Source organism: Arthrobacter sp. JZ12, assembly GCF_035189165.1.
In the GTDB taxonomy this organism is placed as follows: domain Bacteria; phylum Actinomycetota; class Actinomycetes; order Actinomycetales; family Micrococcaceae; genus Arthrobacter_D.
Window position 1 is genome coordinate 1267434 of record NZ_CP045246.1, and the last position, 13912, is coordinate 1281345.

Consider the following 13912-nt stretch of genomic DNA (forward strand, 5'->3'; position numbering starts at 1 on the left):
AACTCTGGTGGTGACCGATCAGCTTGAACGCCTTGGCCGACTACCACTCCGGGAGAACCTGCGCGGACTTCGTCCGTATGGGGCACCACAGCTCGATGTGCCCATACTGCTGAACGTCAACGAGAATACGTACGGTGTGCCGGAGGACGTCCGGTCGGCCATTGTCGAAGCCGTGCAGGAGGCCGTTTCCGGCCTCAACCGCTACCCGGACCGGGAGTTCACCGTCCTTCGGGAGCACCTCGCGCACTACCTGGGTCACGGGCTCACGGCTGACAATATCTGGGCCGCGAACGGCTCCAATGAGGTCCTGCAGCACATCCTGCTGGCATTCGGCGGCCCTGGCCGGAGCGCCCTCGGTTTTCCGCCTACCTACTCCATGTACCCGCTGCTCGCGGGCTCCACCGGCACCGCTTACGTAACGGGCAGCAGGCAGGAGAACTTCAACCTGGACGCTCGCTCGGCCGCCGAAGAGGTGGCAGCTACCGGCGCAAACGTGGTGTTCCTATGTAGCCCGAACAACCCCACCGGGACGGCGCTGACCCAAGAGGTCGTCGCCGAGGTCTACGACGCCGGAGAGGCCGCCCAGGCCATCATCATCGTCGATGAAGCCTACGCAGAGTTCTCCCACGAGGGAACGCCCAGCGCCCTGGAACTGCTTCCCGGACGGGAGCGCCTCATTGTGTCAAGGACCATGAGCAAGGCCTTCGCGCTTGCCGGAGCACGGCTCGGTTACCTGGCGGCAGCGCCGGAGATCGCCGACGCGCTGAGGCTGGTCCGGCTTCCTTACCACCTTTCGGCAGTTACCCAGGCCACCGCAGTTGCTGCCCTCACGCACTCCCACAGGTTGCTCGCCAACGTGAACGAGATCAAACGCCAGCGGGACCGGATCGTCACCGAGCTGACAGGCATGGGACTGACTGTGGCTCCTTCGGACGCGAACTTCGTGCTGTTCGGTGGGCTCGAGGACCCGCGGGCGGTCTGGCAGGGCTTGCTCGATGCAGGGGTCTTAATCCGTGACGTCGGCATCCCCAACCACCTGAGGGTGACTGCGGGAACCGAGAAAGAGACCAGCATCTTCCTCGAGACTCTCGAATCCCTTATCCGTCCAAGCGTCTCCTAGACTGGACGCGGATGCATACGCGGGTTCTGACGCCCGCGAATTGCCGTTACAACCCCTAAGGACTCCCAATGACCGCGGAAGCTACCGCCCTTCGCACTGCCCGACGTGAGCGGACCACCAGCGAATCGTCGGTGTTCGTCGAGCTTGACCTCGACGGGACCGGGCGCTCCGAGATCAGTACCTCGGTGCCCTTCTACGACCACATGCTCACGGCACTGGCCAAGCACTCATCGATCGACCTCACGGTGCGGGCCAGCGGTGATACACACATCGACGTCCACCACACTGTCGAGGACGTCGCCATCACCCTCGGAGAGGTGCTTCGCGAAGCGCTTGGAAACAAGGCGGGCATCCGCCGGTTCGGGGAAGCCACGGTTCCGCTTGACGAGGCTCTTGCCAACGCCGTCGTGGACATTTCCGGCAGGCCGTACCTGGTGCACTCCGGGGAGCCTGCCGGCCAGGAATACCACCTCATCGGCGGACACTTCACGGGCTCCCTGACGCGACATGTCTTTGAGGCGATCACCCTCCATGCCCAAATCTGCCTGCACATGACCGTCCTGGGCGGCAGGGATCCGCACCATATCGTCGAGGCGCAGTTCAAGGCCTTTGCGCGTGCGCTCCGGGCTGCCGTGGAGCCGGATCCGCGCGTCACCGGAATTCCTTCCACCAAGGGGGCCCTGTGAGCGCGCCGAAAGTAACCGTCCTCGACTACGGTTCGGGAAATATCCGCTCCGCTGTCCGCGCCCTCGAGCACGTGGGAGCTGACGTCACGCTCAGCGCAACCCCTGACGATGTGCTGAACGCAGACGGTCTGGTGGTTCCCGGTGTTGGAGCTTTCGCCGCGGTCATGCAGGGCCTCAAGGAGGTAGACGCGCTGCGGATGATTGGCCGCCGGGTAGCCGGAGGCAGGCCGGTGCTCGGTATATGCGTCGGACTCCAGATCCTCTTCGAAGAGGGCGTGGAGCACGGCGTGCGCACCGCAGGAATGGGGGAGTGGCCCGGCACCGTCGAGCGTCTCAAGGCGGACGTGGTCCCGCACATGGGATGGAACACGGTCGACGCGCCGGCAGGCTCAGTGCTTTTTGACGGCATCGGCGACGAACGGTTCTACTTCGTCCACTCCTACGGTGTGCAGGAGTGGAACTTCGACGTCAACCAGCCGGCAATGCACCCGCCGCTGGTGACCTGGTCCACGCACGGCGGCCCCTTCATCGCGGCGGTGGAGAACGGTCCGCTTTCGGCAACCCAGTTCCACCCGGAAAAGTCCGGGGACGCCGGCGCACAGTTGCTCCGCAACTGGACCGGCAGTCTGCGCTGACCCATGTGGAGCGTACTCCTCATGGGACTTGCGGGGCTGCTGATCGGCGGCGTCGTCTCGTTCCACAAGCAGGGAATGCCGCGGGCGCTCATCGTAAGTTTCGGCGTGCTCGCTGTCATGGCCCTGGTCGCCGCCTACCTGCTCACCCTTACTCCATAACCTGTCGCATCCGGCAGCAACCCACTCGAACAAAGGAACTGCATGAGTCCCTTCACCGAATCGCCCATCCTTGAACTGCTTCCCGCGGTCGACGTTGCCGACGGCCAGGCGGTGCGCCTGGTCCAGGGTGAAGCCGGAAGCGAAACGAGCTACGGTGACCCCCTGGATGCTGCGATGCAGTGGCAGAACGACGGCGCCGAGTGGGTCCATCTCGTGGACCTGGACGCAGCATTCGGGCGCGGCTCCAACCGCGAGATCCTGCGGCGCGTGGTTCAGGAACTGAAGATCAAGGTGGAGCTTTCCGGCGGGATCCGGGACGACGCCTCCCTCGAAGAGGCCCTCGAACTCGGCGCGGAGCGCGTCAACCTGGGCACGGCGGCACTGGAGAACCCCGAGTGGACCGCGAGCGCGATCGCCCGTTACGGTGACGCGGTCGCCGTCGGCCTCGATGTGCGCGGTACCACCCTCGCGGCCCGCGGGTGGACCAAGGAGGGCGGCGACCTCTGGGAAGTCCTGGCCCGCCTCGATGATGCCGGTTGCGCGCGCTACGTCGTCACGGACGTGACCAAGGACGGAACCCTGCGCGGTCCCAACCTGGAACTGCTCCGTGAGGTGCTTGAGAAGACCGAGCGGCCCGTCGTGGCTTCGGGCGGTATCTCCAACCTCGATGACCTCGCCGCGCTGCGTCAGCTGGTCCCCGAAGGCCTTGAAGGCGCGATTGTCGGCAAGGCCCTATACGCCGGAGCCTTCACCCTGCCGCAGGCGCTGGACATCGCGGGCCGCCCGGTCGGTTAGTCATGACACAGCGGAAGCTCCCGGCACACATTGAGGCCGCGCTGGCAGGGAACGTTGCCGATTCTGCCGGCCGGCCCTGGGAGGGTCGCGACCTGTCCGGCGAGGGCAACCCGCTCCACGCTTTCGACAAGGACGACGGCGGGATCCCGCCCGCGTACGAAAAAGCAGTCCGGGACCTGGTGGCCGGACGCTCCGACGAGGCGGCGGTAGTGCGCGCGCTAGCGCGCATTCGCGTGTTCGTTCCGGTTATAGCTGAACTCGGCGGCGCGGATTCCGCCGAGGACCCGGTCCCGGACACGCACTCCCACGGCGACAAGGAAGCCGACATGGCCCTCGTGACCATCAAGGCTCCCGACGGACGAAGGGCCCTGCCGGTCTTCACATCGACCGCGCAGCTTGAGCGGTGGCATCCCGACGCACGGCCGGTGGCCGTCTACGCGGCGAGGGCGGCCCTGGCCGCCGTCGCGGAGAAGGCCGAACTCATGGTCGTTGACCCGGGTGCCGACGTGACGTTCGTCGTACGCCGCCCCGCTCTCTGGGCACTTGCCCAGCAGAAGGAGTGGGCGCCGTCGTACTCTGATCCCGCGCTGGCGAGGCTGCTCGGGGACGCTGCTGCTCCGAATGAAAGCATCCGCAGGGTCGAAGCGGCCCCGGGCGCGGGGGTTTCCAGCCGAACGGCTAACGGTACAGTTATTGGAGGCGGCGGAGCCGGGCCCGAGCTCCTTCTCACGCTCGTCCTGCGCGAGGGTCTTACGCAGGAAGCGGTCCGGTCCACAGTCCAGGCCTTTCAGAGCCGCCTTCAGAACCTGCAGGACTTCGTCGAGCGGGTGGACTCGCTCGAAATCCGGCTCTCGCGGTGATCTTTCACGCGGTAAGGGCCCGCGTGAAAGTGAACAACGTTGAATTTCTCCGTCTACCGGGATCTGCTGAGGATCGTCCCGGTGCGCCGACTGCTTATTGTCGGCATGATCGCACGCTTCCCGCACTCAGCCGCAGGAGTGCTGCTCACCCTCCATGTTGTCCAGACGCTGGACAGGGGCTACGCCGAAGCCGGCGCGGTCGCAGCCATCATGACCATCGGCGTGGCCGTCGGCGCGCCCTGGCGGGGACGGCGCGTTGACACCGCGGGCCTGCGGATAGCGCTCATCCCGTCCGTGATCGCCGAGGCGGTTATCTGGTCGGTGGCGCCCCACCTGCCGTACGAGTGGCTGCTCGTCGCTGCACTGGTGGGAGGCCTGTTCACGCTGCCGGTGTTCTCCGTGGTCCGGCAGTCACTCGGCGTGCTGGTCAGCGGCGACTCGCGAAGGACCGCGTTCACGCTGGACGCCGTGGCCACCGAGATGATCTTCATGGGCGGACCTGCGCTCGGCGCGGTCCTGGCGACCCAGGTCTCCACCGTGACCGGGCTGACCGCCGTCGGGCTTTCCACTGCAGTAGCCGGTCTGTTCCTGATCTGGTTCAATCCGCCCACCCGCAGCACGCAGCCGGGCACGGTGAGCGCGGTTCCGTCCGCGGCGCAAGATGACGAGGCTGCCGTTGAGGCGATGGTCGCCGCAGCGCCGGCGCACGTCAGCGAAGCCTCCGCCGAACTGCTTCCGGGCGCCCGGCCTGCTCGAAGGACGGCCGTCCGTGCCCGCGTGGCGTCCAGTTTCGCCTGGCTCACCATCCCGGTGGCCGTGGTGATGGTGGTTGCCGCCGGAGCGGGCCTGGTGCTGGCCGGATCCGACGTCGGAATCATCGCGGTCCTCGAAGACGGTAATCGCGCTTCCGAACTGGGCTGGGTCTTTCTTGCCTGGTGCGGAGCGTCCGTAGTTGGCGGCCTGATCTATGGCGCGATGCACCGCCCGCTCTCACCGATGATCCTGCTTCTTGCGATGAGCATCCTCACCATCCCGATGGGGTTCGCGCAGAACACCCTGGTGCTCGCCCTGCTGTCCATCGCGCCGGGAATGCTGTGCGCCCCGGTGCTCTCGGCGGCGTCCGAGCGGATTGCCCACCTGGTCCCCGAAGAACGCAGGGGAGAGGCGATGGGCTGGTATGGCTCCGCCCTCACCTCGGGTGTGGCACTCGGAGCTCCGCTTGCCGGGCTCCTGATCGACTCCGTTGGGCCCTGGGGAGGGTTTGTGGCAGTTGGTTCGGCTGCGGCAGTCCTCACCCTGCTTTGCCTTGCGGCGCAGCAGGTACGACGACGGCGGGCCGCCTGAGCTGCCCGCCGTCAGATAGTGCTGGTGCTGTTTCGAAGGTCAGTTGACCGGACCCGTGAATTTCTCGCCCGGACCCTGGCCCGGCGCATCGGGGATAATTGAGGCCTCCCGGAAGGCCAGCTGCAGCGACCGCAGGCCGTCGCGCAAGGGACCTGCATGCTGGCTCCCGATCTCGGGGGCTGCTGCGGTGATGAATCCGGCCAGCGCCGTAATGAGTTTCCGTGCCTCGTCGAGATCCTTGTAGGTCTCGGCGTCGGTTCCTTCCGCCAGGCCGCACTTGACCGCAGCCGCGCTCATGAGGTGGACCGCCGACGTCGTGATGACTTCGACGGCGGCAACTTCCGCGATGTCCCGCACATGGTCGTGTCTTCCGGTGGGCCCGCTTGAACCCGATGTGGCCTCCTCGCCGGCAGAGGGGAAGGTGTGGCGGGTAGCCTCGGGATTACTGTCTGCTGTGCTCATGCTGGTAAGCTTGTCACAGACCGACTGGCGGTCGTTATTTTTTGTGGCCGGCAACGGCATGAAAAAGATCACCAGTATGCAAGCGGAGTCCTCTCCCACCCGCGATTGCCGCCACTGCCCTCGAGGCAGATCCAGGCAGCCGGGTTCAGGTCGGTGCAGCATTCCGCCCAGGAATGCGCTATGCACTGATGCCCGAGGCCTTCGATTGCGCATGCAATTGGGGGCCTTCTCTTTTTGCAGGCGGTCCAGGTTTACAACTGACATCAGGAGCAGCACATTAGCGAGCCAAGAATCAACGATCGTATCCGCGTCCCAGAGGTGCGGTTGGTAGGACCTGCGGGCGAACAGGTTGGGATTGTCCGCATTGAAGACGCCCTCCGCCTCGCCGCTGAGTCCGACCTTGATCTTGTTGAGGTTGCGCCGCAGGCCAAGCCGCCGGTGGCCAAGCTCATGGATTTTGGTAAGTACAAGTACGAGGCAGCGGTGAAGGCGCGTGAAGCGCGCAAGAACCAGACCAACACCGTGCTCAAGGAAATTCGTTTCCGGCTCAAGATCGACACGCACGACTACGAGACCAAGCGTGGACACGCCCTCCGGTTCCTCGGTGCAGGGGACAAGGTCAAGGCAATGATCCAGTTCCGCGGCCGCGAACAGCAGCGTCCGGAGATGGGCATCCGGCTTCTGCAGCGCTTCGCTGAGGACGTAGCCGAGGTCGGCGTCGTCGAGTCTGCACCCCGCATCGACGGGCGCAACATGGTGATGGTCATCGGTCCGGTGAAGAACAAGGCTGAGGCCAAGGCCGAAGCACGGCGCGCTGCTCAGCGTGCCGAGTCCAAGGCCGCCAACGAGGCTGCCAAGGCGAAGATTGACACTTCTGGCCAGGGCCCAATGACGCAGAGCATCGGCGACCTGCTGCCTGAAGAGCTGCGTTCCGCAGGTACGTCTGCTCCGGCTGCTGACGAGGCTCCCGCTGCTGAGGTTCCCGTGGCTGAAGCTCCGGCTGCTGAGGTTCCCGTGGCTGAAGCGCCGGTTGCAGCGCAGGCAGCACCGGCCGCTGAACCCGTGGAAACGGCTCCGGCTGCTGAAGCGCCGGTTGCTGAAGCTCCGGTTGCCGAAGCGCCGGCAGCCCCGGCACCGAAGCCGGCCGCAGCACCGGCGCCGAAGCCTGCACCGGCACCCAAGCCGGCAGCAACGCCGCAGTCAGCGGCACCGAAGCCGGGCGCAGCACCCAAGCCGGGAGCCGCGCCGAAGCCGAGGCCCGCTGCACCAAAGCCTTCCGGTAAGGCGGCCCCCGCCAAGGGCTCACCTAACCGACCGAAGCCGTCGGGTTCCAACTAGGGGACCGGCTGCCGCAAGGCAGCGACGCGCTACGTAAGCACCGCAGTTCGCTGCGGATACCGCAAGACCGCCGGCAGAGTGCTGGCGGAGACCAAAGGAGATCGGTTTCCATGCCGAAGATGAAGACACACAGTGGCGCCAAGAAGCGCTTCAAGCTGACCGGCAGCGGCAAGCTCAAGCGCCAGCAGGCCAACCGCCGCCACTACCTGGAGCACAAGTCCTCCACCCTGACCCGCCGTCTGGCCAGTGACCAGATCGTCTCGCCGGCCGACACCAAGACCATCAAGAAGATGCTCGGCGTCTAACACCCACCCAACTACAACTTCCGGATGCCCCTCGGCGCGGCTGCAGGCCGCGGGGGTCTCACTTGTCCGGACGATCTAACTAAGGAGTACGCACGTGGCACGTGTGAAGCGGGCGGTCAACGCCCACAAGAAGCGCCGGGTTATTCTTGAGCGCGCCAAGGGTTACCGCGGTCAGCGTTCGCGCCTGTACCGCAAGGCGAAGGAGCAGCTGCTCCACTCGTTCGTCTACAGCTACGGCGACCGCCGCAAGCGCAAGGGCGACTTCCGCCGCCTCTGGATCCAGCGCATCAACGCTGCATCCCGCGCCAACGGCCTGACCTACAACCGCCTCATCCAGGGCCTGAAGGCCGCCGGTGTAGAGGTTGACCGCCGCATGCTGGCAGATCTCGCCGTTACCGACGCCAACGCATTCGCCGCACTGGTGAAGGTTGCCAAGGACTCCCTGCCGTCTGACACCTCCGCTCCGGCGCAGGCCTAGTCAAGACATCAGATCGGCTTGGGCCGATCGACAATTTCATGAGCGCATTCGAACGCCCCCAGGCACCGCTACTTACCAACACCCGAGCAGATCGGGTGCGTGATGTAGCCAAGCTTGCGGGGCGTTCGGCGCGTTTCCGGCAGGGGCGCTTCCTTGCGGAAGGACCGCAGGCCGTAAGGGAAGCGCTCCGCCTGCACCAGGAGCGGCAGTCGGCGGGTGAACCAGGGGTGGTCGAGGATGTTTTCCTGACGGCCGAAACGCTGGATCGTTACCCTGACTTCGGTGCGGTAGTGCCCCCAAGGATGGTTACGTCCGAGGTTCTCGCGGCGATGAGTTCCACGGTGACGCCACAGGGCGCCCTTGCGGTCTGCAGATTCATCGACGTCTCGCTGGACTCGGTGCTTGCCGCGGAGCCACGGTTGGTTGCGGTGCTGGTGGAGGTCCGCGACCCGGGCAACGCAGGAACCATCCTGCGTGCCGCTGACTCCGCCGGAGCAGACGCCGTAATCCTCACCGACAGCAGCGTGGACGTCTACAACCCCAAGACTGTCCGGTCCACCGTGGGATCGCTCTTCCACCTGCCGGTCGTCGTCGGCGCCGGAACCGAAGACGTCCTCGAGCAGTTGAAGCAGCGCGGCATTGCGGTCCTCGCCGCAGACGGCTACGGGGACCAAAATTTGGACGCGCTCCAGGACGCCAGCGCACAGAGGCGGCTGGCGCCGTCGTCGTCAGCGGCACCCCACGAGGACGCGGACGGACCGCACTTGGAGGCGCCCACAGCATGGCTTTTCGGGAATGAGGCCCAGGGCCTTGCACCGGCCGTACTGGACGCTGCTGACTACCGCGTATCGGTGCCTATCTATGGCAGCGCCGAAAGCCTGAATGTGGGCACGGCCGCAACGGTCTGCCTGTACGCTTCCGCGCGCGCCCAGCGGGCCTGACGGTACAGCTGGAGAGGCCGGATCCGTTAACCCGAGACCGGCACCGGGACAGGAGTCGCCTTCGCCCCCCGGCGGTCCATCCGGCCGCTGAGGAGCGCGACGCCGAGCCCGAAAGCGGCGAGTACCGCGCCCACCAGCGCAGGCGCGGTGTATCCCCAACCGAAGGCGATGACAGCGCCGCCAAGGAAGGCACCCAGGGCATTCGCTGTATTGAGCGCTGCGTGGTTCATCGATGAGGCCAGGGACGGCGCGTCGGGTGACACATCCATGAGCCGAACCTGCAGCGAGGGAATCAGCGACGAGCCGATGGCCCCGACCAGGAAGACGAACAGCAGCGCGGTGGGAGCCCACTGCACCGCAATGGCAAAGACCAGAAGGCAGGCCGAAATTGCACCCATGACCCAGTAGATCGTGCCCATCACCGAGATATCGGCCAGCCGGCCGCCCACCATATTGCCTGCCACCATGCCCAGCCCGTACAGCGCAACAACCAGCGGGAGCAGCGCCTCCGACATCCCGGCCACTTCGGTCATGGTGGGCGAGATGTAGGTGTAGACGGCGAAGAAGCCGCCGAATCCGACGGTTCCGATCAGCAGGGTCATCCAGACCTGACCTCGCTTGAGGGCACCGAGTTCGCGTGTGATGCTCGCTCCTTCACGGACCTTCTGGTGGGGAACGAAGCGCAGGATGAGCAGGAGGGTTAGCAGGCCGATTGCTACGACCAGAATGAACATGCTGCGCCACCCAAACTGCTGGCCCAGCCAGGTGGCGAAGGGAACTCCGACCACGTTCGCGACGCTCAGACCCATCATGACCATTGCCACTGCTTGTGCGCGACGGGTGGGGGAGGACAGCGACGCGGCAATCACTGCGGCCACACCGAAGAACGCTCCGTGCGGCAGGCCGGAGACAAACCGTGATACCAGCAGCCAGCCATACTCGTCGGCGAAGTACGACGAAAGGTTTCCGGCCGTGAACAGAGTCATGAGCGCGAGCGCCAGCCGTTTGTGCGGTAGCCGGGCCCCCAGGGTAGCCAGGAGCGGTGCGCCCACCACGACTCCGAGGGCGTAGGCCGAGATCACATGGCCGCCGGCCGGAATGTCGACCCCCATATCCGCCACCATGTCCGGGAGGAGGCCCATGATGGCGAATTCCGTGGTGCCGATGCCGAACCCGCCAACAGCGAGCGCCAGGATCGCCAGGACCAGGTTACGGACGGGCAGTGGTGAGGTTGCTGGTGTCACGCGAACTCATTTCGATGGATGGACGCCGATCCGGCGTGCGGAGAGTGCCGCGCATCGTTGAGCAGGAGGGGCGGACGGATGTCCTTCGGGTACAACGCGCCGGAACCGCTCATTATTCGCGTTCCTTTGCTGCGGGTACCCCTGCATCCACTTTACGGTTCCGAGACCGTTTCGACGCCAAATAGATTCCTTCTTTGACGGAACGCACACTTGCATCCGGTCCTAAAATTGGAACGGCGCGAGGAGTGCGGAGCCATGGACGTCAATCCCCAAAATTCCATTTCCTGCGATGCGTGCGGTCCGGGGGTGACGGCGCCGCCGTCGCTTGTACGCCGGGTCCTTACGACGCTACTGCTTACGGTGAGCCTGGTTCTCGGCATGCTGGGCACCACACTGCCGGCCGCGCATGCCGCTCCACTCTTCGGCCATGATGTGTCGTGGCCGCAGTGTTCGACGGCGCAGGGCGGCTTTGGTCTTCCGCTGCCGCCTCCGCAATCGCAGTTCGTGATTGTTGGGCTGACGCGTGGGCTGCCCTTCACCGAAAACCCGTGCCTGGCTGACCAGGTGGCGTGGGCGCGGACCAACGGGAAGCCCGCGCACGGCTATGCCATGGCCGCGTATCCCACGCCGACGCAGCTGGCCGCGAATCAGGCCGCCGGACCCTGGTCCTCAACCACCCCCGCGGGACGGTTGTCCAACGTCGGGTACGCCGAAGCACGGTTTGCCGTGCAGAGCATGGCCCGGATCGGCTTCCGTCCGCCGGTGGTCTGGATCGACGTCGAACCCCGCCCTGCCCAGCCCTGGCCGGTGGCTACCGTGGCGCAGCAGCGCGACAACCGCTACGTCATCGAGGGGCTCATGCGTGGCCTGCGCGACGCCGGCTTCGCCTATGGGCTCTACTCCTTTGCGTCCGGCTGGCAGGAGATCACCGGAGGCTGGCGCCTGTCGGGCGTGCCCGTCTGGGCCACTGCCGGGCGACTGGACTATCCCAATGAGGCGCTCGATCGGTGCTTCCCGCCGAGCTTCTCCGCCGGCCGGGTGTACATCTCACAGTGGTACGACGATACGCGGGACTATGACCGCACCTGCGAGCCCTACGCCTTCACACCGTTGCCCATTCCGGCCTCTTCGTTGACCGGTTCCACCGCAGAATTCAACGGCGACTGGCGGAACGACCTGCTTGCCCGTGTTGGATCAACCGGTGTGCTGCGGCTCTATGCCGGAACCGGTGCTTCGAGGCTGAATCCCGGCGTGCAGATCGGCAATGGCTGGAACATTTTCAATGCGCTGGAGACCGTCGGCGACTTCAACGGTGACGGTCCTTCGGATGTTATTGCCCGGGAAGCAGCAACGGGAGCGCTCTGGCTGTACCGGGGCAACGGGACCGGAGGCTTCCTGCCCCGGCTGCGGGTGGGCAGCGGCTGGAACGGCTTCAACAGCATCGTTGCGCCGGGGGACTTCAACGGCGACCAGCGGATGGACCTCCTGGCGCGGGAAGCGGCAACCGGTGCCATGTGGCTCTATCCGGGGAACGGCGCCGGCGGGTGGCTGCCGAGGGCCAGGGTCGGCTCCGGTTGGAATGGATTCAGCGCGATTGTGGCCACGGGCGACCTCAACGGAGACCGGGCGAACGACGTCGTTGCTCGCGACCGTGCCACGGGTGTCCTTTGGCTCTACCCGGGTAACGGGACCGGTGGCTGGCTGCCGCGCGTGCGCGTCGGCGCCGGCTGGAATGCGATGACGGCGATTGTCGGCGCCGGCGACCTCAGCGGCGACCGAATCGCCGACCTGGTGGCCCGGGACGCCAGCGGTCAACTCTGGCTCTACCCCGGTACCGGCGGATCGACCTTCCGGCCACGCACGGCCCTGGGCACCGGATGGAACGGTCTCAACGCGATCTTCTGAGAAAGCGTTCCTGCCCGACACGGCTCATTACACTGGCAGGATGACCCAGACCCAGCGCAAGCAGATCGTCGGCGCGGCAATTGTTGATTCGCTGACTTCGCCCACGAAGCTTCTGGCAGCACGCCGAACGGCGCCCGAGCAGTTCGCCGGGCAGTGGGAGTTCCCTGGCGGCAAGGTGGAGCCGGACGAGGACGATATGGAGGCGCTCCAGCGGGAAGTGCGCGAGGAACTCGGTGTCGAAGTTCAGTTGGGGGCGGAACTTGAGGGCCCGGACCGGCAGGGGTGGCCCCTGAACGAGACCGCTTCGATGCGCGTCTGGGTCGCGGTGATCACTGCAGGAGTGCCGGCGGCACTGCAGGATCACGATGAGCTCCGGTGGGTGGATCTTCGGGACACAGCCGAGTTGACCGGATTGCCCTGGATTCCCGCGGACCGCCCCATCGTTGATGCGCTGCTGGGCAGGCTGGTGCCCGTCAGCGAGCTGGCCTAGCTCGCTGCTTGTAACCGCACTACCTGCAACCGCACTACTTGCCCTGCTTGCAGCACCGACTAGAACAGCGTCGGCTCCGGCTGCCTTTCCGGCTTGCTCCCCGGCTTGCTTTCCGGCTTGGACCCGGCGCGCGCCAGTGCCGGGTCAGCCCGCTCATTGTCCCGGAAGAACCTGGCCCCGGCGGCCAGGCCATGACGTCGACGGTACACCCGAACACGCTCGGCCAGCCACGTGCGGTACTCCGCCGAGGCATAAGTGCCGCTCCCGTAGAGCCTGCGATAACGGCCCACAAGTCCGGGGTGATGCTTGGAGAGCCAGGCCATATACCATTCCCGGGCACCGGGACGCAGATGCAGCGCCCCGACCGACACACCTGTTGCACCGGCACCGGCCAACGCTGCAAATAACCGGTCAAGGGCCTCATCGCTGTCCGTCAGCCAGGGCAGGATCGGCATGGCCATAACTCCGCAGGCAAGTCCTGCTTCACGTAGCCGGGAGATGAGGTCAAGACGGGCGCGTGGAGTGGGCGTGCCGGGTTCCACCACTGAGGACAGGTCCGCGTCGATCACAGACAGTGAGATGCCCATCCCGATGGTCACCTGACGGCCGGCTTCGCGCAGCAGCGGAATGTCACGGCTGAGCAGTGTCCCTTTGGTGAGGATCGAGAAGGACGTGCCGCTCTCCGCCAGTGCGCGGATGATGTCCGGCATGAGCCTGTACCGGCCTTCCGCCCGTTGATAGGGATCGGTGTTGGTTCCCATGGCGACGTGTTCACGCTGCCAGGAGGGCTTGGCGACCTCGCGGCGCAGAACTTCACCGATGTTGGTCTTCACTACGAGTTGGGAATCGAAATCCAGCCCTGTGTCCAGGTTGAGGTAGCTGTGGGTCTTCCGGGCGAAGCAGTAGACGCAGGCGTGCGAGCATCCCCGATAAGGGTTGATCGTCCAGGAGAATGGCATGCCGGAAGTTGGCGGAACCCGGTTCAGTGCGGACTTGGCGAGGACCTCGTGGAAGGTGATGCCTGCGAACTCCGGAGTGCGCACGCTTCTTACCAGACCCGCCAGCGGCAGGAGGGCCCCGCCGTCGGAGGTTGTTGCTTCTGTCTTCTGCGCATCCCACCGCATGTTTTCATTAGAACATATGTTCCAAG

16 protein-coding genes are annotated in these 13912 nt (G+C 65.7%); 13 read left to right on the forward strand and 3 right to left on the reverse strand.

The window, feature by feature from the left end; genetic code table 11:
• The first annotated feature begins 10 nt into the window (after positions 1–10).
• From GC088_RS05900 to GC088_RS05930, 7 genes are all read left to right on the forward strand, one after another.
• Positions 11–1120 (forward strand): histidinol-phosphate transaminase, encoded by a 1110-nt coding sequence (locus GC088_RS05900; protein ID WP_323961333.1) that lies wholly within the window; start codon positions 11–13, stop codon positions 1118–1120.
• Positions 1121–1188: 68 nt separating this feature from the next.
• On the forward strand, positions 1189–1806 hold the full coding sequence (hisB, locus tag GC088_RS05905) for an imidazoleglycerol-phosphate dehydratase HisB (protein ID WP_323961335.1): 618 nt from the start codon (positions 1189–1191) through the stop codon (positions 1804–1806).
• On the forward strand, positions 1803–2441 hold the full coding sequence (gene hisH, locus GC088_RS05910; protein ID WP_323961337.1) for an imidazole glycerol phosphate synthase subunit HisH: 639 nt from the start codon (positions 1803–1805) through the stop codon (positions 2439–2441). Before hisB ends, hisH begins: the two co-directional genes overlap by 4 nt.
• Positions 2442–2462: 21 nt before the next feature.
• Positions 2463–2600 (forward strand): CG2302 family histidine operon protein, encoded by a 138-nt coding sequence (locus GC088_RS05915; protein WP_323962145.1) that lies wholly within the window; start codon positions 2463–2465, stop codon positions 2598–2600.
• Positions 2601–2642: 42 nt separating this feature from the next.
• Positions 2643–3395, forward strand: a complete 753-nt coding sequence (priA, locus tag GC088_RS05920; RefSeq protein ID WP_323961338.1) for a bifunctional 1-(5-phosphoribosyl)-5-((5-phosphoribosylamino)methylideneamino)imidazole-4-carboxamide isomerase/phosphoribosylanthranilate isomerase PriA — start codon at positions 2643–2645, stop codon at positions 3393–3395.
• 2 nt (positions 3396–3397) lie between these two features.
• Positions 3398–4255: an SseB family protein gene (locus tag GC088_RS05925; protein ID WP_323961340.1), complete on the forward strand. Its 858-nt coding sequence runs from the start codon at positions 3398–3400 to the stop codon at positions 4253–4255.
• A 39-nt stretch (positions 4256–4294) separates the two neighbouring features.
• Positions 4295–5599, forward strand: a complete 1305-nt coding sequence (locus GC088_RS05930) for an MFS transporter (RefSeq protein ID WP_323961342.1) — start codon at positions 4295–4297, stop codon at positions 5597–5599.
• A 39-nt stretch (positions 5600–5638) separates the two neighbouring features.
• On the opposite strand, the gene GC088_RS05935 is transcribed toward GC088_RS05930, so the two are convergent.
• Complete coding sequence (locus GC088_RS05935; protein WP_323961344.1) at positions 5639–6061, reverse strand: DUF1844 domain-containing protein; 423 nt, start codon at positions 6059–6061, stop codon at positions 5639–5641.
• A 318-nt stretch (positions 6062–6379) separates the two neighbouring features.
• On the opposite strand from GC088_RS05935, the gene infC reads away from it, so the two are divergent.
• The 4 genes from infC (at position 6380) to GC088_RS05955 (ending at position 9123) form a co-directional block, all read left to right on the forward strand.
• A complete protein-coding gene (gene infC, locus GC088_RS05940; RefSeq protein WP_416377501.1) occupies positions 6380–7399 on the forward strand; it encodes a translation initiation factor IF-3 in 1020 nt (339 codons plus the stop codon).
• Between the two features lie 110 nt (positions 7400–7509).
• Entirely contained in the window at positions 7510–7704 is a 195-nt protein-coding gene (gene rpmI, locus GC088_RS05945) for a 50S ribosomal protein L35 (RefSeq protein WP_323961345.1), read from the forward strand.
• A gap of 94 nt (positions 7705–7798) precedes the next feature.
• A complete protein-coding gene (gene rplT, locus GC088_RS05950) occupies positions 7799–8182 on the forward strand; it encodes a 50S ribosomal protein L20 (protein WP_323961347.1) in 384 nt (127 codons plus the stop codon).
• Positions 8183–8220: 38 nt separating this feature from the next.
• Complete coding sequence (locus GC088_RS05955) at positions 8221–9123, forward strand: TrmH family RNA methyltransferase (protein ID WP_323961349.1); 903 nt, start codon at positions 8221–8223, stop codon at positions 9121–9123.
• 26 nt (positions 9124–9149) lie between these two features.
• Here GC088_RS05955 and GC088_RS05960 read toward each other — a convergent pair whose 3' ends face one another.
• A complete protein-coding gene (locus GC088_RS05960) occupies positions 9150–10367 on the reverse strand; it encodes an MFS transporter (protein ID WP_323961352.1) in 1218 nt (405 codons plus the stop codon).
• Between the two features lie 255 nt (positions 10368–10622).
• Between GC088_RS05960 and GC088_RS05965 the strand changes: the two genes are divergently transcribed.
• Both GC088_RS05965 and GC088_RS05970 read left to right on the forward strand, forming a co-directional pair.
• The gene (locus GC088_RS05965; RefSeq protein ID WP_323961353.1) at positions 10623–12272 is read left to right on the forward strand and encodes an FG-GAP-like repeat-containing protein; all 1650 of its coding nucleotides are present in this window, start codon (positions 10623–10625) and stop codon (positions 12270–12272) included.
• A 40-nt stretch (positions 12273–12312) separates the two neighbouring features.
• Entirely contained in the window at positions 12313–12762 is a 450-nt protein-coding gene (locus GC088_RS05970) for a (deoxy)nucleoside triphosphate pyrophosphohydrolase (RefSeq protein WP_323961355.1), read from the forward strand.
• A gap of 59 nt (positions 12763–12821) precedes the next feature.
• Here GC088_RS05970 and GC088_RS05975 read toward each other — a convergent pair whose 3' ends face one another.
• Complete coding sequence (locus tag GC088_RS05975; protein ID WP_323961356.1) at positions 12822–13886, reverse strand: Rv2578c family radical SAM protein; 1065 nt, start codon at positions 13884–13886, stop codon at positions 12822–12824.
• Positions 13887–13912: the final 26 nt, after the last annotated feature.

Bases quoted from the DNA above. Each gene is read 5' to 3' on its own strand.
- GC088_RS05915 (WP_323962145.1), top strand. From the start codon at position 2,463: ATGGGACTTGCGGGGCTGCTGATCGGCGGCGTCGTCTCGTTCCACAAG.
- GC088_RS05925 (WP_323961340.1), top strand. From the start codon at position 3,398: ATGACACAGCGGAAGCTCCCGGCACACATTGAGGCCGCGCTGGCAGGG.
- GC088_RS05965 (WP_323961353.1), top strand. From the start codon at position 10,623: ATGGACGTCAATCCCCAAAATTCCATTTCCTGCGATGCGTGCGGTCCG.
- hisB (WP_323961335.1), top strand. From the start codon at position 1,189: ATGACCGCGGAAGCTACCGCCCTTCGCACTGCCCGACGTGAGCGGACC.
- GC088_RS05970 (WP_323961355.1), top strand. From the start codon at position 12,313: ATGACCCAGACCCAGCGCAAGCAGATCGTCGGCGCGGCAATTGTTGAT.
- GC088_RS05975 (WP_323961356.1), bottom strand. From the start codon at position 13,886: ATGCGGTGGGATGCGCAGAAGACAGAAGCAACAACCTCCGACGGCGGG.
- GC088_RS05935 (WP_323961344.1), bottom strand. From the start codon at position 6,061: ATGAGCACAGCAGACAGTAATCCCGAGGCTACCCGCCACACCTTCCCC.
- GC088_RS05955 (WP_323961349.1), top strand. From the start codon at position 8,221: ATGAGCGCATTCGAACGCCCCCAGGCACCGCTACTTACCAACACCCGA.
- priA (WP_323961338.1), top strand. From the start codon at position 2,643: ATGAGTCCCTTCACCGAATCGCCCATCCTTGAACTGCTTCCCGCGGTC.
- rpmI (WP_323961345.1), top strand. From the start codon at position 7,510: ATGCCGAAGATGAAGACACACAGTGGCGCCAAGAAGCGCTTCAAGCTG.